The sequence below is a fragment of the Azospirillum sp. UFLA03-27 genome (assembly GCF_059803775.1).
The window spans coordinates 1-17,525 of the sequence record NZ_JAUQTX010000140.1 but is presented as its reverse complement, the minus strand read 5'-3'; the positions used below and the strand labels follow the sequence as shown (position 1 = coordinate 17,525).

Here is a 17,525-nt window from a genome sequence, read left to right as displayed (position 1 = left end):
GTTATAGTCTCGTGGGCTCGGAGATGTGTATAAGAGACAGTGCTGACGGTCTTCTCGGTTTCGGCAACGGTGTCGGTCTTGCTCATGCGTCCCATGGTCGTCGGGTTCCCCTTTTGGTCAGTAGCGTTCGTCTCTCCCCTCACCCCAGCCTCCGCTGAGCACAGCGTCCAAGCTCGGGTCAGGGGACGGATCGGCCGTGGCGGGCTGCCACGCTTCGGCGGTGTCGAGCGCCCGCCGGGGCGGCGCCCCGTAGCGCAGCGACAGGCGTCCCTCGCGGTCGCGGGCGAGGTACAGGCCGCGGCCCGGTTCCTCCCCCGCCACAAAGGCGATACGCGCGTCGGCGGGCATCAGCGCCTTCAGAGCGGTCTCCGCTTCGCGGACGGCGAGGGCGGCGGCACGGCGGTCGACCAGTTCCGCGGCCAGGGCGGCGAAGCGGTTGTGCCGGGCCATGTCCACCACCCGGCGGGTCTCGTAGGCCGGGGCGTCAGCGGGCAACGGGTCGCCGGGTTCCACGTCGTTGGCGACGTGCCACCAGAAGGCGTCCAGCGTCTCCATCAGCCGCCCGCAATCCGCATCGCGCCGCGGCACGCGGACGACCGCGTGGCCGGTGGGGCGCAGGATGGACAGCATCGCCCGGTCCAGCCCGGTGACCATCAGTTGGTGCTGGACCTGCCAGTGGTAGCGCTGGGCCAATTCCGCATCCGTCTGGAAACCTCCGGTGAATTTCGCCTCCACCAGCGTGTCCGGCGCACCGGCATCCGTGTCGCCCTCCCAGGTCAGGAAATCCGGGTGGGCGACCATCCAGTCATGCTCCGGATGGACCCAGGTCCGTTCCGCCGGCACGCAGGGAAGGCCGGTGGCCTTCTCCACGAAGCGCGGATGAAGATGTTCGGTCGCGATGCCGATCTGCACCGCGGCGACGAGGTCCAGGTCGGCCGGTGCCGAACGCCCGGTCTTCTCGCGCCACAGGCTCAGCCAGTCCCCCGCCATGATGCGGGTGGCGTCGGAAGACCCGATACGCCCTGCCCGGGCGGCGCGCTGCGCGTCCGTAATCGCCATTCCCCTGCCGGCCCCCAGCCGTTTCTCTGCGTCTCTGGCTTCGAGTCGATGCGTCTTCGCAGCGCCATCGCCGTTAACCATAAAGCGTATCGTGAATATGGGCTGCGAACACGCAGGATTCAAGAACAAAAAGAGAACCTGCGGCTTGGCCGTCGGATCGAATCTTCGAACCTTTTCAAAAAACTAAGTAGAATGCGGCGCAGCCGCGGTCTCGCTGTGACCGAATCGGGCGACTCGGCACAGATGGTTATGGATTCGTGGCATCAAAGGGGGTTGTGGAAAAGAATCTCACCGCCGGAATCGGAGGCTTTTCTTCCAGATTCCCGCCAAATACGCGCGATCAGGCGCGCAGGCAACGCGTGATGTGAACCGCGACGCCCGCGACGTTTGCGCGCTCAATGGGCGTCGGTTGGCAACCGGGGTCGGTGCTGACCGGCAGCAGATGGGGTGGAAAAAAGCGGTAGCCGCACACCGTTCCGTCGCCCACCGTAACCACCACGTCGCCGGCCTGCGGGGCCAGCACATCCAGCGGTTCCAGCACCACGCAGTCGTCCGGCAGGACGCCGGCGGCGTTCAGGCTGGAAGAGGCGATGGTCAGCGCGAAGGCGCGGCGCGACGCCGGACGGTCTACGGCAATGCCCCGCGCCCCGCCCGTCAAGGCCGCGGCAATGAAGGCTTCCCCGGCCCTCCGCCCCAATTCCAGAAAGTCCCGCACCTGCTCGACCGACAGCAACGGCACCCGTGCCACGGCCTGGTAGGCGGCATCATCGAGGAAGCGTGGCTCGGAGCCGGCGACGCGAGCCAAGCGGCCCAGGGTTTCCGCGCTGGGAACGCTGCCCCGCGCCGGGTCGCGCAGGAAGCGGGTGATGTTGGTCGGCGTGACCTCGGCCAGCCGCGCCCAGGCCCCGGCGCTCCAGCCCTGGGCCTCCATCACGCCGGTCATCCAGCGCAGGATCGCCCGCCGTGTGTCGTCCATGCCGCCGTCCTCCCCGCCGAAAGAGCGCCCTTATAAGAGAGAACGTTGGAGGAACGCGCAAGGTTTCTTCGCTTATGTCGCAATTTCGCCGAGGATGCGCTGCGATTTCGCAGTATCGCATCGGTCTCCCCTCTCCTCCGGCTGCGCCCTTTCCCCACCCATTGCGCCGTGCCGTGCGCGCCGCCATCTGGAGGGCGCGAAACCACATCCGGAGGAACCGATGATCGTCACCAGCACGGACACCGTCGAAGGCCGTCCCGTCACCCAATATCTCGGCATGGTCGCGGGCGAGGCGATCCTGGGCGTGAACATGTTCCGCGACCTGTTCTCCGGCATCCGCGACATTGTCGGCGGCCGGGCCGGCGGTTACCAGAACGCGCTGCGCGACGCCCGCGAGGCCGCCTTCGCCGATCTCCAGGACGCCGCGCGGGCGCTGGGCGCCGACGCCATCGTCGGCGTGGACATCGATTACGAGGTGCTGGGCAAGGAGAACGGCATGCTGATGGTCTCCATCAACGGAACCGCCGTCCGGCTGGGCTGAGTTCCCCCAACCGTTTAGGCCGATTGCCCGCCTGGACGGGCGGGCGCACCCCCTTACACTCCCTCCCCGCATCGATAGGGACCTGAGAAACGGGAGGGACGACATGCGTTCTCTGGCGAAACGGCTCGGCGGCCTGGTTCTGGCCGCCGGCTTCTTCTGCGCGACGCCGGTCCTGGCCTTCGAGGGCCTCGTGGAGAAGAAGGTGTTCGAGATGCCGTCCTACACCACGGTGGGCGGCGGCACGATCAAGAACGTCCGGATCGGCTGGGAAAGCTACGGCAAGCTGAACGACGCCAAGGACAACGTCATCCTCGTCACCCATTTCTTCAGCGGCAATAGCCACGCCGCCGGGAAGTACAAAATGGAGGACCCGGCCCCTGGCTATTGGGACTCCATCATCGGGCCGGGCAAGCCGCTGGACACCGACAAATACTTCATCATCAGTTCCGACACGCTGGTGAACCTGTCGCCGAAGGATTCGAGTGTCATCACCACCGGCCCGGCCAGCGTCAATCCCGACACCGGCAAGCCCTACGGCATGAGTTTCCCGGTCGTCACCATCCGCGATTTTGTCAATGTACAGAAAGCGTTGTTGGACAGTCTTAATGTAAAATCTCTGCACGCGGTGATGGGCGGATCCATGGGGTCGCTCCAGGCGCTGGAATGGGGGGCTTCCCATCCGGAGATGGTCAAGCGCGTGGTCGCGGTGATCGGCGGGGCCGAGGCCGATCCCTTCCTGATCGGCTGGCTGAACCTGTGGGCCGCCCCCATCCGCGTCGATCCGAACTGGCAGGGCGGCGATTACTACGGCAAGGCGGAGCCCAAGGCCGGGCTGACCGAAGCGCTGAAACTGGTGACCCTGCACGCCCGCCATTGGAAATGGGCCGATGCCACCTTCGGCCGCGGCTGGGCGGAGGAAGGCAAGGACCCCGCCGCCAGCATGAACAACCAGTACGCCATCGAAGCGTGGCTGGACAAGGCGGCGGCGGCCCGCGCCGCGGTCAGCGACGCCAACCACTTCCTGTATCTGGTGAAGGCCAACCAGACCTTCCTGGTGGGCGGCGGCGGGGCGCTGGACGAAGGGCTGGCGAAGATCAAGGCGCCGGTGCTGCTGATCCCCTCCGCCGACGATCTCGTCTTCCCGCCGGAGCGCGCCATGCGTCCTCTGAAGGAGCGGCTCGAAAAGCAGGGCGTCGCAGTCACCTACACTGACGCGATCACCACCAGCCTCGGCCACCTCGACGGCATCGCCAACATCGCGAAGGCCGGCGACACCATATCGGCGTTCATGGCGAAGTAGCGGACTCCGTGGCTCCGCTTGGCGAGAATCGCCGGGCGGGGCCTTCTTCAGCCTTTCCTCAGGGGCCGACGTAATGCGGCATCAGCTTGGCCTGATCGCCGACATAGACGTTGCACCGGCTGTCCTGGCCGTCGAAAAAATACACCTGACCGGTCTTCCGCTTGTTCTGCGGGTCCGACAGGTTCGCTCCACCGGAAAAGGCGACGCCGTAACGCTTGTCCGGCGTCCGCGCCCAGTAGAAGCCGTCCATCTCCTGGCCGAAGGCACCGCGCTGGCACAGGCGCGACAAGGCGGCGTCGTAGCGTGTGAGCCCGTCCAGCCCCTTCGGCAGGTTGTAGACCGCCTGGCTGCGCACAGAGCGCGTGCGGGGCGGAATGACCTCCGGGGGAAGGAATGAACGATTCAAGGCGCGCAGATGGCCGGGATCGCTCCGCTCGACCCGCATCGGGTCCGCCGCCGCGGACCCAGCCAGCAGCACGAGCAACAGCGAAACGGCAGCGATGACCTTCATGGGATGGGTGGTGGAAGGGCCAAGGACGGTAGGACTATAGCACGGACTGCGCGCCGGTGAGGAGCGGTCGCCGACCGAAGAGCCGATTAAAGCTGATAAAACCGTTTTTTCTCATATGATTGAGAGCGATTCCTCGTCCTTTCTACCAACAAGAAGGGACACTCCTGCTCTTAAATTTATACCTTATAAAATTCCCTTAGAAGTTTGTTTTGAAACGGATTTTATATCCGTTCTCCCTTGCCGTCCAGATAACGGGTGATCGTCGCCAGGAAGTCCTTCGGTTGGATCGGCTTGGGTACATGCCCGTCGAACCCGGCACTGGAAAAGCGCAGCATGTCCGTGGGTGTGAACAGATTGGTGACGGCAACGACCAGCGTGCGCGCCAACGCCCGGTCGGCGCGGATCATCCGCACCAGCTCGACGCCGGACAGGCCGGGCATCACCACGTCCATGATCACCAGATCGGGTTTCAACGCGCGCATCAAGTCGAGCACGGCCCGCGGATCGTCCGTCTCCGCCACACGGTGACCGCCCTCCTCCAGGCAACGGACCAACAGCTTGCGCATCAGCGCGTTGTCATCAACGACGAGGATGGTCCGCGCCCGCTCCAACGAATGGACACCCATGGAAACCGTCCCGCTCGTCAGGGCGTCTTGCCAGTGCCGGCGGACGAGGCGTCCGACAGCCACCAGGCGTCGAAGGAGATCGAATAGGGCGGCACAGTGTCAGGGCGCTTCAGCCGGTTCCAATAGGCGACGCGGTAGACGCCGGAGTACCAGTGCGGCACCACGTAATGGCTCCACAGCAGCACCCGGTCCAAGGCCGACACCGCAGCTTTCAGATCCTCCTGGCTGTTGGCACGGACGATCTCGCCGATCAGATGATCGACCGCCTCGCTCCGCACCCCGGCCATGTTCTGGCTTCCCGGACGGTCGGCGAAGGCCGATCCCCAATAGCCGGTCTGCTCGTTCCCCGGCGACAGGGACTGCGGCCAGACATGGACCACCATGTCGAAATCGAAGTCGCGCGTGCGGTTCTCGTACTGGGTGGTGTCCACGGTGCGGATGCCGGCCCGGATGCCAAGTCGCTTCAGATTTTCGATGAAGGGCAGCGTGACCCGCTCGAAGGTCGGGCTGTCCAGAAGGATTTCGAAGTCCAGCGGCTTGCCGGTCGCCACGTCGACCCGCACCCCGTTGCGCACGTCGGTCCCCGCTTCATCGAGCAGCCGCTTGGCCTCCAGCAGATTGCGGCGCAGGCCGTTCTGGCCCTCCGTGCTGGGCGGGTGGTAGGTCTTCTCGAAGACCTCGGCGGGGATTTTCCCGCGCAGCGGCTCCAGAATCGCCAGTTCGCGGCCTTGGGGCAGGTCCCTGGACTGGAGCGGCGAGTTCTCGAAATAGCTCTCCGTCCGCTTGTAGGCGCCGTAGAACAGGGTCTGGTTCGTCCATTCGAAGTCGAAGGCGTAGGCGATGGCCTGGCGCACCTTGGGGTTCGCAAAGACCGGGCGGCGCGTGTTGAAGACGAAGCCCTGCATGCCTGCCGGCACCTCGTTGGCGATCTCCTCCTTCACCACCTTGCCGTCGCGCACCGCGTCGAAGTCGTAGCCGGTGGCCCAGGTCTTGGCGACGTTCTCCTGGCGGAAGTCGTACAGCCCGCCGCGGAAGGCCTGCAGGGCGACGCTGGCGTCCCGGTAATACTCGTAGGCCATGCTGCCGAAATTGTTCCGACCGACATTCACCGGCAGGTCCCGGCCCCAATAATCGGCAACCCGCTCATAGGTGATGCCGCGGCCCGGATCGAAGGACGCGATGCGGTAGGGACCGCTGCCCAGCGGCGGGTCCAGCGTGGTCGATTGGAAGTCCTTGCCCTCCCAATAATGCTTCGGCAGCACCGGCAGTTGGCCGACGATCATCGGAAGCTCGCGGTTGTCGCCCGGCTTGAAGGTGAAGCGGACGCGGCGCTCCCCCTCCGCCTCGACCTTGTCCACGGCGCCGTAATAGCTGCGGTAGAAGGGATGGCTCTCCGTCAGGATGGTGAAGGAGAACACCACGTCCTCGGCGGAGACCGGCTTTCCATCGTGCCACCGCGCGCCGGAGCGCAGGTTGAAGGTGATGGAGGAGCGGTCCTCCGGCATCTCCACGCTTTCGGCGAGCAGGCCGTATTCGGTGAAGGGCTCGTCCGCCGACCCGGTCATCAGCGTGTCGTAGATCAGCGTCGCCCCCGCCGCGGGCACGCCGCGCAGCGTGAATGGGTTCAGCGTGTCGAAGGACCCGATGGCCTGGAGGGTCACCTTGCCGCCCTTCGGGGCGTCCGGGTTGACGTAATCGAAATGCCGGAAATCCGGCCCGTATTTCGGCTCGCCATACAGCGCCATGCCGTGCCGCGCCATGCCGTGCTGCGGCTGCGCGCCCGCCGATCCGGCCACAGCGGCGGCGATCAGCCCGATCAACAGTCCAGCGGCCACACGGCGCATACCCGATCCTCCCATCCTTCGCTCCGGCGCGCTCGGCCCCGGTTCCGCTCTGATAACATGTGGGAGGGATGAGGCGGTGCGAAACCCCCTTCCCCACACCGCGGCATCGCGCCCCGTGATTTGCTCTGGTGTCCCAGCGGGCTTGCGGTCATGGTTTTCGGCAACCCGCGCGGCCAAGCGCGACCAGCATGGAGGGTTCTTCGACCGTGTCCGCCGAATTCACCGTCTACGGCAATCTCAACTCGCAGCCTGCCACCCGCGTCGTCCTGTTCCTGTCGATGGCCGGCGTGCCCTACGCCTACCGCCATGTCGACCTGCGCGGCGGCCAACAGAAGTCCGCGGACTATCTCGCCATCAACCGCTTCGGCCGGGTGCCGACCCTGGTCCACGGCGACCTCAGCATTTCCGAATCGGGCGTCATCCTCACCTACCTGGCGGAGAAGACCGGCCGGTTCGGTGGACGGGACGAGGCAGAGCGGATCAGGCTGGCGGAGTGGCTGTCCTGGCTGGCCGACGTGCTGCTGCCGGTCCAGCGCGCCCGCGCGGTGCGCAAGTTCAACGGCGACGCCAACGCCCTGCCCTGGATCGACGCCGCGGCGGCTGGCGGGCTCGCCCAGTTCGACCGCCATCTGGCGGGGCGGACCTTCATCGAGGGCGAGCGGCTCAGCATCGCCGACATCTTCGCCTTTCCGTGGATCGACCTCGTGGAAGAGTCGAGCATCGACATCGCCACCTACCCCAACGTCCAGGCGTGGCACGCCCGCATGCTCGCCCAGCCCGGCGCCACGCGCCAGATGGCGCTGATGCCGCAGCAGGACGTCGGCTGACCCCAAAAGAAAAGGCCCCCACCCGCGATGCGGATGGGGGCCCCTTTTTAGCGAACGCTCTTACTTCTTGGTGCCGGCGGACGCGACGAAGCTGTCGTAGGGCAGCTCGGCGACGCGGAACCAGAGCTGGGTCTCGTCGAGGAACGGCTTCCAGCTCTCGTAGATCGTCTTGAAGTTTGGGTTGGTCTTCGCCAGCTCGTCGTAATACTCGAAGGCGATTTTGTGCGCCTGCTCCATCAGGTCGCGCGGATAGGCGCGCAGGATGGTGCCCTTGGCGACCAGACGCTTCAGAGCCTTGGCGTTCTCCGAATCGTAGCGGGCGATCATGTAGGTGTTCGCCTCGGCGCAGGCGGCCGTCAGGATCGACTGGTAGGCCTTGGGGAGCTTTTCCCACTCCTGCAGGTTGACGTAGAGCGAGACGTTCGGCCCGCCTTCCCACCAGCCCGGGTAGTAGTAGTACTTGGCGACCTGATGGAAGCCCAGCCGCTCGTCGTCGTAGGGGCCGACGAACTCGGTCGCGTCGATGGTGCCCTTTTCCAGCGCCGGATAGACGTCCGCGCCGGCGATCTGGGTCGGGGTGGCGCCCATCTTCGACATGATCTGGCCGGTGATGCCGGCGATGCGGATCTTCAGGCCCTGGAAGTCCGCGGCGGTCTTGATCTCCTTGCGGTACCAGCCGCCCATCTGGGCGCCGGTGTTGCCCGCCGGGAACTGGATGACGTTGTGGTTCTTCATGAAGGCGCGCATCAGGTCGAGACCGCCGGCCTGGAACCAGGCGGTGGTCTGGCGCGCGTTCGGGCCGAACGGAATGGCCGTGTCGAAGGCGAAGGTCGGGTCCTTGCCGACGTAGTAGTAGCCGCAGGTGTGGCCGCACTGGACCGAGCCGTTCTGCACGGCGTCGAGCACCTGGAGGCCGGGCACCAGCTCACCACCCGGGAACGCGCGGATCTGGAACTTGCCGTCCGTGCTCTCGGCGACGCGGCGGGCGATCAGTTCCGAAGCGCCGAACAGGATGTCGGTGCTCTTCGGGAAGCTCGACGCCAGGCGCCACTGGATTTCCGGCTGCGACTGCGCAATGGCCGGCGCGGCCACGCCGGCCACCGCCAGCCCCGCACCCGCGGCCGCAGCACCCGCACCCGCCGACTTCAGAAACGCACGTCTTTTCACGATTCTTCTCCCGTGGACTCCGCCTTCCCTTTTCGTTTCAAGCGGCCCGTCGGACCACTTGTTGCGAGGGAATTTTCACAACTGTAACAAAGCAGCGTTTTCGTTCCGATTCATCGCACAAATGCGCATGACAGGTCTACCCTGGTCCTACGGATTAGGCGACCGCCTCAGCCGCGCCGTCCCAGGAAGGCCGAGAGCGGCGGCAGGACCAGCGTCCGCCCGTCCGCGGTGACCTCGGGAACCGGCGCACCCGGCGGACGCGGCAGGTCCAGGGCGACCATCGGCGGCTTGCGTTTCAGCGCGTATTCGGCCGGGTGATCGGACAGGTTGAAGACGCCTAGCAACTCCTCGCCCTCCGCCGCGCGTTCGAAAGCCAGGACGCTGCTGGCCTCCTCCACCGCCGCCACGCCCCCCCGCATCAGCGCCGGATGGAGGCGGCGCAGGCGCAGGGCGTCCCGCCAGACGTCGAGCGGACTGCCGGGGCGCCGCTCCTGCGCGTCGACCGCCAGGGCATGGTGGGATTCCGCCACCGGCAACCACGTCTCGACCGCGCTGGAGAAACCGGCGTTGGCGGCGCCGGACCGCCAGGGCATCGGCGTGCGGCTGCCGTCGCGCCCCTGGAAGTCGGGCCAATAGGCGATGCCGAAGGGGTCGCGCAGGTCTTCCGCCTCCAGCACCGCGTTGGGCAGCGCCAGCTCCTCCCCCTGGTAGAGGCAGACGGTGCCGGGCAGCGTGGCGAACAAGGTGGCGAGCAGGGCGTTGAAGCGCTCCGGATCGGCGCCGGGCGGCAGCCAGCGGCTGGCGGCGCGCTCGACGTCGTGGTTGGAGAAACTCCAGCAAATGGCTTCCGGCTGCGGCGTACCGGTCAGCGCCCCGGCGAAGTTCTGTGCGGTGAATGGCTGCTTGGCCAGCGACAGGGTGTAGGCGGCGTGCAGCCCCTGCGGCCCGCAACAGGCGGCGATGCGCCGCGCCGCGCCCGGCTGGCTCGACAGCTCACCCAGCAGCACCCGGTCGGGATAGCGGTCCACGACGGCGCGCAGCCGGGCCAGCACGGTGTGAATGGCCGGGTGCATCATGTCGTAGAGATGCTGTTGCAGGGCGAACAGCTTGGCCGGCGGCTCCGCCCCGCTCCAGGCCGCCGCGGGGTTGGAGCGGAGCTGCGGATCGTGGGCGAAGAAGTCCACCGCGTCGATGCGGAAGCCGTCCACCCCGCGCTCCAGCCAGAAGGCCGCGGTGTCGCCGATCGCCTGGAGCACCGCCTCGTCGTGCAGGTTCAGGGCGGGCTGGCTGGACAGGAAATGGTGCAGGTAATACTGGCGCCGCCGCGGCTCCCACGTCCAGGCGGGGCCGCCGAACACCGACAGCCAGTTGTTGGGCGGCGTGCCGTCGGGGCGCGGGTCGGCCCAGACGTACCAATCCGCGAAGTCCCCACCACGCGACCGGCGGCTGTCGCTGAACCAGGGGTGCGCGTCCGAGGTGTGGCCGCAGACCAGATCCAGGATGACCTTCAGCCCGTGGGCATGCGCCGCCTCGATGATGCGGTCCACCGTCTCCAGCCGGCCCATGCGCGGATCGACCGCCCGGTGGTCGGTGATGTCGTAGCCGAAGTCCTTCTGCGGCGACGGGTAGAAGGGGCTGATCCACACCCCCTGCACGCCGAGCGACGCCACATGGCCGAGGCCGTCCAGCACGCCGTCCAAATCGCCCCAGCCGTCACCGTTCCGGTCGAGGAAGCTGAGGGGATAGATTTGGTACAGCGCGGCACCGCGCAGCCACGAAGACGCCTGGGACATGAGGACCCTCCACACGAGACTCGCGCAAAGGGTCGGCCCATAGCCCTAACGATCGGTTACCGAGCCGGTTTTGGTCACGGCTTCCGACCGTCCGGCGATGGCGTCAGGCGCAGCCAGGGCGCCCAGGCCTGCCGCATGGCGTCGCTCCACATCCGCATCGGCATCATCCACAGGGCCAGCATCGGATTGGCGTTTGCGAGGGCCGGGTTGAGCAGCGGGTTGGCCGAGGCCAGGAGCGCCGGCCCCATCATCCCGCGCAGCGCGTCGAAGGACGGCGTGGCGGTGATCTGGATGGCGATCGTCTCGGCCCCGCGCTCCGGATCGTCCCGGTGCAGGATCTGGATGTCCAGGTTCGGCAGGGCCGCGGTCAGCTTGGTCTCTTCCATCGTCATCTTCCCTTCGGTGCCGGCGGGCATCACGGCCGAAGCCATGGTCGCCGAACGGCGGGACCGCCGCAACCATGCAACCAAAACGCGGCGCCGATGTTTCCCGCAGGCAGCCGATGGGCTGGCAAGCGATGGGGATTGCAGCATGGACGGACTGACGGTCACCGATCCCCGCACCGACGCGGAAGAGGCCGCGGCCTGCGCCGGGCTGAGCTATGTCTGCGACGACGAGCCGGGCATTCGGCGGCGGCGCGCCGGCAAGGGCTTCTCCTACCGCTGGCCTGACGGCACGCGGGTGACCGAGGAGGACACGCTGGAGCGCATCCGGAAGCTGGCGATTCCCTCGGCCTACCGCGGCGTCTGGATCTGCCCGGACCCCGACGGCCACCTCCAGGCCACGGGCCGCGACACGCGCGGGCGCAAGCAGTACCGCTACCACCCGCGCTGGACCGAGATGCGCGAGGGCACGAAGTTCGGGCGGATGCTCGACTTCTGCCGCGCCCTGCCGGCCATCCGCCGTCAGGTGGACGGCGACCTCGCCCGCCGCGGCCTGCCGCGGGAAAAGGTGCTGGCAGCCGTGGTCCGGCTGCTGGAAACCACGCTGATCCGCGTCGGCAACGAAAGCTACGCACGCGAGAACAGCAGCTACGGCCTGACCACCCTTCGCGACGACCACGCCGACATCGAGGGGTCGGAAATCCGCTTCACCTTCAAGGGCAAATCCGGGAAGGAATGGAACGTCGCGCTGAAGGACCGCCGCCTCGCCCGCGTCGTCAGCGCCTGCCGCGACGTGCCGGGAGACGAGTTGTTCCAGTATGTCGACCGCGACGGGCAGCGCCACGCGGTGAGTTCCGGCGACGTGAACGAGTATCTGCGCGCCGCCACGGGCCAGGACTTCACCGCCAAGGACTTCCGCACTTGGGCCGGCACCGTTCTGGCCGCCATGGCGCTGCGCGAGTTCGAAACCTTCGACAGCGCCGCCAAGGCCAAGCGCAACGTCACCCACGCCATCGAACAGGTGGCCGCCCGCCTCGGCAACACCGCCAGCGTCTGCCGCAAGAGCTACGTCCATCCCGAGATTCTGGACGCTTATCTGGAGGGCAACCTGCTGGACTCCCTGACCCGCGAGGTGGAGACCGAGCTGCGCGAGGAGCTTCCCGAGTTGGAGGCCGAGGAGGCCGCCGTGCTGGCCTTCCTGCGCGGCCGGCTGGAGCGCGAACGCCGTTCCCGCGCCAGTGAGAGCCGGCGGCGGCGCGCCGCGTAGGGTCTATGCCTCCGGCTGGTCCTGGGAAGACAGGCCGTCGCCCCAGTCCAGCCGGCGCGCGGCCTTGAAGGCGGCGCCGTCGCGCTTGCCGAGAATCCGTTCGGTCCGGGTGCCGTCCCGGCCGCACAGCTTGAAGCCGATGCGTCCGTTCCCCGCGCTCCAGGGCGGCGCGATGATGCGGGCGTCGGGGCGGCGGATGCCGGGCTGGCGGGAGGCGGCGATGTAGACGAACTTCTCGTCCTCCCACGGCACCTCCGCCCCCTTGGCCATGCGGTGCAGGCGGGACCGGGCGACCCGGCGGGAGAAATGGCACCAGTCCGGTGCCGCCAACGGGCAGGCAGCGCTGTGCACGCAGGGCGCCACCAGATGAGCGCCGGTAGCGACCAGCCGCTCCCGCGCCCGGAGGATCCGCGCCCAGCCGGCGGGCGTGCCGGGCTCGACGATCAGCAGCGTTCCGGCGCTGAGCGACCACAGCCGGTCGACCAGCCGGTCGCGTGCCGGCTCCGCCAACTCGTCCAGAACGTAGGCCAGAGTCACCAGATCGCGCGGCTCCAGGTTCGGCAGGTCACCCGTGGCGTCGCCGGCCCGCCATGCGATGCGGGTGGGTGCCGCCGTCCGCGACAGCGTTTCGCCAACCGCGCGGATGGCCGGGCTGCCCTCGATCAGCAGGGCGTCGTCCAGGCTGACCCAGCAGTCGGACGCCGCCCACAGCGCCGTCCCCGGCCCGGCTCCGACGTCCAGTGCAGTCACCGGCGCGAAGTCGGGAAGCGCCTCGGCCACCGCTTCCATGCTGGAGCGGACGGCGGCGAAGGTGGCCGGCAGGCGGGTGGCGAGATAGGCCCGCGCCGCCAGATCGTCCGACAGGTGGAAGCGCCCGTCCCGCACCTCCGCCCGGTAGCGTTGGGAGAGGCGGTCGGCCGCGCGCTTCAGATCGGACAGGGCGATGCCGTCGAGCGCGCGGTCCACCGCGTGGCGGAGCGAAGGGGGGAGTTCCATGGGTCCGGAGGGGGGCAGGCGTGGTTTCGTTCCGCCTGTTAGCACGCCGCGCGGGCGTTCGGAAACGGACAATGCGCGGACAGGCATCACGCGCGTTGTGCCCATAAGGAGAATACACTAATAAATATTCCTCCATAGGTTAGATGTGCGCGAAGGGGGCTTTGTGAAAATAAACGCCATGGTGCTCGTGACCTGCGTCACGATGCTTGCCGCTTGCCAGACCACCTACGCACAAAAGCCCATCCGCATGGCTCCCGCGGCCATGCAGTATTTTGCCGACTGGGCCGCCATCCCCCACGCCAAGGCCTTTGCGGTCAGTGAGAATGGCCGCGCCGTCGGAATCGTCTATTGCCCGGAATTCGGCGGCTGCGCGGGGCCTTCGGAATCCACCGCCATCAGCATCTGCGAGGCCAATTCGAAGGGCGTTCCCTGCCTGATCTACGGCGTCGATGGAAAGCCCATTCTCGACGATCCCAAGCTGCAAGCGTATCTGGAAACCCACAAGGGCGACCGCTCGAAGATCCGATGACCGGAGCGCCGGAAAGCGCTCCGGTCTGAAGATCCTGCGTCAGGCCCGCACCTGCCGCAGGAAGTCGTCGACTGCGCCGTTCAGCGTGCCGGCCAGCTCCGACAGGCGGTCGGCCGCTCCCATCATGGCGTCGGCGGAGCGCCCGGTGTCCACCGCCACGCGGCTGACGTCGCCGATGTTGGACGACACGTCGGTGTTCATGCACTCGACGATGCGCACGTTGTGGGTGATTTCCGAGGTGGCTTGGCGCTGCTGCTCGACCGCCGCGGCGATGCCGGACACGCTCTCTCCGATCACGCCAATGGTGGAGCCGATGCGGGCGATGGCGTCCACCACCCCCATGGTCGATTGCTGGATGCCATGGACCAACGTGGCGATCTCATCCGTCGAGGAGGCGGTCTGGGAGGCGAGCGCCTTCACCTCGGTCGCGACGACGGCGAAGCCCTTGCCGGCGTCGCCGGCCCGCGCCGCCTCGATGCTGGCGTTGAGCGCCAGGAGGTTGGTCTGCTGGGCGATGGCGGTGATGATGGCGACCACCTCGCCGATCTTCTGGGCGGAATCCGTCAGGCCCTTGGTCAGGCCGTCGGCGCGCTGGGATTCGGCGACGGCGTCCTCCGCCACGCTGCGCGACTGGGCGATCTGCCGCCCGATCCTGTCGATGGAGGCGGAGAGCTGCTCGCTGGCCGAGGCCACGGCGCCGACGTTGCTGGTCGCCGTGCCGGCGGCGTCCGCGGCGGCGCGGGTGCGTTGCGCGGTGTCCGACGCCATCCCGGCCACGGCGCGGGCGGAGCCGGTGACCTCCGCCGCTGCCACGGACAGCGAGCCGGCCACCGCCTGCACGGTGCGCTCCAGCCCGTCCGCCAGTTCCGTCATCAGGGCGCGGCGCTCCTCCTCGGCGCGCCGCTCCTGGTCGCGCCGGGTCTCCTCCGCCCGCTGGCGGGCGTCCAGGGCCTCGCGGAAGGCCTCGACCGCGCCGTGGATGTCGGCGATCTCGCGCAGCGGCGAGGGGCGCAGGGGCACCGCACCCTCCCCGCGGGTCAGCGCCTGGAGCGCCCGGCTGGCGTCGCGCACCGGCTGCATGATGAAGCGGTAGCCCAGCAGCATGTTCACGCCGCCGACCAGCCCAATTAGCACGAAGGCCCCCAGCGCGATCAGCGTCAGCCGGTCGAGCACCGCGGTCAGCGCCGCAGCGCCCTCCTGGCTGCGCGTGGTCACCGCGTCGGAGGCGGCGTTCATCCCCTGCACCAGCCCATCGACCAGCGTCCGGACCTCCTGGTTGTGGGCGTGGGCGTCGGTGGTCAGGCGCAGCGTTTCGGTGCGCTGCGCGAAGGCCTCGTCGAGTGCGGCGAAGGACGCGATGTCATCGGCGACGCTCTCGAACTCATCGGCGGACGGCAGATGCCGCCGCAGCTCCTTGGCCTTGACCATGTGTTCGCGGAACTGGCGCAGGTCGTTGCCGACGGCCGGCGGGTAGAGTTGGGACGGCAGGCGGGTCAGCAGGAACTTGGCGTCGCGGATCGTCGAAAAGAGCGTGGCGAGCGCCTGCTCGTCCGTTGGTTGCGTCGTCGCCCGCATCGCCGCGGACAGGCCGCGGGCGATGTCGCCCGACAGGCTTTCGGCGCGGCTGATGTTGAAGCCGAACTTCCTGTCCAGCGCCTCGACCTTGGCACCGATGGCCGCAGCCTCACGGCTGGCCGCGACCGCCTTGGCGACCGTCTGCGCGATTTCCGGCGCGGCGTTGGCCGACATCTGCGCGGCGTGGGCGTCCAGACCGGACAGCGCGTCGCTACGCGTCGCCTCGTCCCCGCTGGCGATCACCGCCTCGCCCAGCTTGGCGAGCCGCTCCGCCTCCAGCGCGATCCTCTGGTTTTCGGCCACCCGCTGCGCCAGCTCGGCGTTGCCGTCGGCGATGCGCGTCGCCTCCATGGCGGTCATGCCGCCGAACACAGCCAATACGGCCACCACGACGCCCGCAATCAGGCAATCCACCACAACGACTTGAAAGGTCGAGCGTTTTGCCCGTTCACCTGCACCGGATACCATCTCCACACCTCATCCGCAGCGTTCCCCCGAACTCTTCGTTCTTCCGGATGGGCTGCGCAGGGCAGCTCCTCCGGGGCTTTATTGTTTGAGTACCTATATGCTCGGGGATGTGGGTGTGAGGCTATTGTGGAAAACCGAAGACGGCGCCCGACCGTCCGGTGGGCGCCGCCTCTGGTTGTTGCCGATTCTGTGAAACGGGAGCGGACGAGGCCGTTACAGGCCGGCGCCTTCCCCTCCGGCCAGAGCGACGCAGACGCGGTCCCGGCCCTCCAGGCTGCCGCAACCGCCGCTGCGCTGGGACACGAAGCGGATGACCACCCGTTCCCCCTTGCCGACCGCGTGGGGCGGCAGCATCGCCTCGGCGACCAGGGTTTCCACCGTCCGGGACGGCGTCCGTCCGGAGCGGCCAGTGGTCAGCGCATCCCGGTCGGTGGCGGCGACGAATTCCGCAGGCGGGCGGGCCTCGCCGCGACCCATGGGCTCCACCACGAGCGGAGCCGGGCGGGGTTCCAGAGCGGCCACGGCGACCGGCGCCGGGGTGACCGGGGTTTGCGGCACCGGCGCCACCGGTTCCGGGACCACCGCGGCGACGGCGACCGGGGCCGCTGGCTTGACGGACGGCTTGGCGGCCAAAGCCGCAGGCTGCGTCGCGGGGGCGCTCGCCGGAACGATGGCGACCTCGATCGCGCTGGCGCCCGCCGCCTGCGACGGCTCGCGCGGCGCCACGCCGCGCAGGTTCGGCGTCAAGGCCGCGATGTACATCCGGGTTTCCCGCGGCAGCCGCTGCTTGCCCGCGAGGTGCGAGGCGTAGCAGGCCGGGCCGCAATTGTAGGCCGCGAGGAAGCCCGGCGCGCCGAACAGGTCGTACATCTCGCGCAGATAGGCGGTGCCGGCCAGGATGTTGTCGCGCGGGTCCGACGGATCGGGGCCCAGCCCGTATTGCGTGCGCATCATGTCGTAGGTGCCGGGCATCACCTGCATCAACCCGATGGCGCCGGCATGGCTGGTGATGGTGCGCCCGTTCACGATGGAGCGCCCGCCGCTCTCGCGCATCATCACGGCCCTGATCCACTTCTCCGGAACGTCGAACCGTTCCGACGCCTCGCGCATGTGGGGGACCCAGCGGCCGAGCGGGTCCTTCGGATCAATCGGGACTTCGGCCACCTCCGGGGCCTTGACGGCAAGCTCCGCCGTTTCCGGAGCGTTCGAGGCGCAACCCGCCAAGCCGAGGGCGAGAATCAGGGCGGCACCGGCGGTGCGAGCCGCGGTGAAGTCACGATAAGCCACGAGGAGGGGTCCGTGCTGATTGCACAAAGATCGAAAGCGTTACCCTCTCTTTGCGATGTAATTGTGTCGGCTGTCAAGCAACAAGGCGGGTGTAATGTCCTGATTCCACGGCCTTTCCCTTTTTCATAGCCCATTGGAATGGTTTTCAGGCAAATGCTGTTCATCCGTATTGGCCCTTTTTCTGCCCCATTTGGCACTGTTGCCGTCTTTGCGAATGCAGGCGAGAGACCCATTCCTGTCACGCCCAAAACTTGCGGTCCGATCGCCGCAGCCCTCTCAACCGCTTGACTTTTCAGAGGCCATTCCATATTGAATGAACGTTCATTTATAGCCCTGTCTCTTATACACATCTCCGAGCCCACGAGACTATAACAGC

16 protein-coding genes are annotated in these 17,525 nt (G+C 67.7%); 5 read left to right on the top strand and 11 right to left on the bottom strand.

The annotated features are described in order from the left end of the window. Positions 1-117 precede the first annotated feature (117 nt). Both Q4I23_RS20010 and Q4I23_RS20005 read right to left on the bottom strand, forming a co-directional pair. On the bottom strand, positions 118-1,059 hold the full coding sequence (locus Q4I23_RS20010; protein WP_498527350.1) for a YqaJ viral recombinase family protein: 942 nt from the start codon (positions 1,057-1,059) through the stop codon (positions 118-120). Between the two features lie 340 nt (positions 1,060-1,399). Continuing rightward, entirely contained in the window at positions 1,400-2,035 is a 636-nt protein-coding gene (locus Q4I23_RS20005) for an XRE family transcriptional regulator (RefSeq protein WP_454016683.1), read from the bottom strand. Positions 2,036-2,255: 220 nt separating this feature from the next. Here Q4I23_RS20005 and Q4I23_RS20000 point away from each other — a divergent pair, with 220 nt between their 5' ends. Next, the gene (locus tag Q4I23_RS20000) at positions 2,256-2,576 is read left to right on the top strand and encodes a heavy metal-binding domain-containing protein (RefSeq protein WP_014197078.1); all 321 of its coding nucleotides are present in this window, start codon (positions 2,256-2,258) and stop codon (positions 2,574-2,576) included. Positions 2,577-2,679: 103 nt separating this feature from the next. Next, positions 2,680-3,876: an E22 family MetX-like putative esterase gene (locus Q4I23_RS19995; protein WP_498527349.1), complete on the top strand. Its 1,197-nt coding sequence runs from the start codon at positions 2,680-2,682 to the stop codon at positions 3,874-3,876. A gap of 58 nt (positions 3,877-3,934) precedes the next feature. On the opposite strand, the gene Q4I23_RS19990 is transcribed toward Q4I23_RS19995, so the two are convergent. The 3 genes from Q4I23_RS19990 to Q4I23_RS19980 all read right to left on the bottom strand — a co-directional run bounded on the left by Q4I23_RS19990 (position 3,935) and on the right by Q4I23_RS19980 (position 6,857). Then, complete coding sequence (locus tag Q4I23_RS19990) at positions 3,935-4,387, bottom strand: DUF8265 family protein (RefSeq protein ID WP_237906152.1); 453 nt, start codon at positions 4,385-4,387, stop codon at positions 3,935-3,937. 221 nt (positions 4,388-4,608) lie between these two features. Continuing rightward, positions 4,609-5,013, bottom strand: coding sequence for a response regulator (locus tag Q4I23_RS19985; RefSeq protein WP_498527348.1), 405 nt, complete (start codon positions 5,011-5,013; stop codon positions 4,609-4,611). Positions 5,014-5,030: 17 nt separating this feature from the next. Further along, the gene (locus Q4I23_RS19980; RefSeq protein ID WP_498527347.1) at positions 5,031-6,857 is read right to left on the bottom strand and encodes an extracellular solute-binding protein; all 1,827 of its coding nucleotides are present in this window, start codon (positions 6,855-6,857) and stop codon (positions 5,031-5,033) included. Positions 6,858-7,063: 206 nt separating this feature from the next. Here Q4I23_RS19980 and Q4I23_RS19975 point away from each other — a divergent pair, with 206 nt between their 5' ends. Then, on the top strand, positions 7,064-7,684 hold the full coding sequence (locus Q4I23_RS19975; RefSeq protein WP_498527346.1) for a glutathione S-transferase family protein: 621 nt from the start codon (positions 7,064-7,066) through the stop codon (positions 7,682-7,684). Between the two features lie 60 nt (positions 7,685-7,744). Here the strand turns inward: Q4I23_RS19975 and Q4I23_RS19970 are convergent, their stop codons facing one another. The 3 genes from Q4I23_RS19970 to Q4I23_RS19960 form a co-directional block, all read right to left on the bottom strand. Next, positions 7,745-8,851 carry a TRAP transporter substrate-binding protein gene (locus Q4I23_RS19970; protein ID WP_498527345.1) on the bottom strand — a complete coding sequence of 369 codons (1,107 nt, stop codon included), beginning with the start codon at positions 8,849-8,851 and terminating at the stop codon, positions 7,745-7,747. 167 nt (positions 8,852-9,018) lie between these two features. Next, entirely contained in the window at positions 9,019-10,644 is a 1,626-nt protein-coding gene (locus Q4I23_RS19965; RefSeq protein ID WP_498527344.1) for an alpha-glucosidase, read from the bottom strand. A gap of 74 nt (positions 10,645-10,718) precedes the next feature. Further along, positions 10,719-11,030: a hypothetical protein gene (locus Q4I23_RS19960; RefSeq protein WP_498527343.1), complete on the bottom strand. Its 312-nt coding sequence runs from the start codon at positions 11,028-11,030 to the stop codon at positions 10,719-10,721. A 145-nt stretch (positions 11,031-11,175) separates the two neighbouring features. On the opposite strand from Q4I23_RS19960, the gene Q4I23_RS19955 reads away from it, so the two are divergent. Next, a complete protein-coding gene (locus Q4I23_RS19955; RefSeq protein ID WP_498527342.1) occupies positions 11,176-12,294 on the top strand; it encodes a DNA topoisomerase IB in 1,119 nt (372 codons plus the stop codon). Positions 12,295-12,297: 3 nt separating this feature from the next. Here the strand turns inward: Q4I23_RS19955 and Q4I23_RS19950 are convergent, their stop codons facing one another. Beyond that, positions 12,298-13,290, bottom strand: coding sequence for a small ribosomal subunit Rsm22 family protein (locus Q4I23_RS19950; protein WP_498527341.1), 993 nt, complete (start codon positions 13,288-13,290; stop codon positions 12,298-12,300). Positions 13,291-13,468: 178 nt separating this feature from the next. Between Q4I23_RS19950 and Q4I23_RS19945 the strand changes: the two genes are divergently transcribed. Continuing rightward, a complete protein-coding gene (locus Q4I23_RS19945; protein WP_498527340.1) occupies positions 13,469-13,819 on the top strand; it encodes a hypothetical protein in 351 nt (116 codons plus the stop codon). A gap of 39 nt (positions 13,820-13,858) precedes the next feature. Here the strand turns inward: Q4I23_RS19945 and Q4I23_RS19940 are convergent, their stop codons facing one another. Together Q4I23_RS19940 and Q4I23_RS19935 are read right to left on the bottom strand one after the other, a co-directional pair. After that, positions 13,859-15,808 carry a methyl-accepting chemotaxis protein gene (locus Q4I23_RS19940; RefSeq protein WP_498527339.1) on the bottom strand — a complete coding sequence of 650 codons (1,950 nt, stop codon included), beginning with the start codon at positions 15,806-15,808 and terminating at the stop codon, positions 13,859-13,861. Positions 15,809-16,075: 267 nt separating this feature from the next. Beyond that, positions 16,076-17,149 carry a lytic transglycosylase domain-containing protein gene (locus Q4I23_RS19935; RefSeq protein ID WP_498527338.1) on the bottom strand — a complete coding sequence of 358 codons (1,074 nt, stop codon included), beginning with the start codon at positions 17,147-17,149 and terminating at the stop codon, positions 16,076-16,078. Between the last annotated feature and the right edge of the window lie 376 nt (positions 17,150-17,525).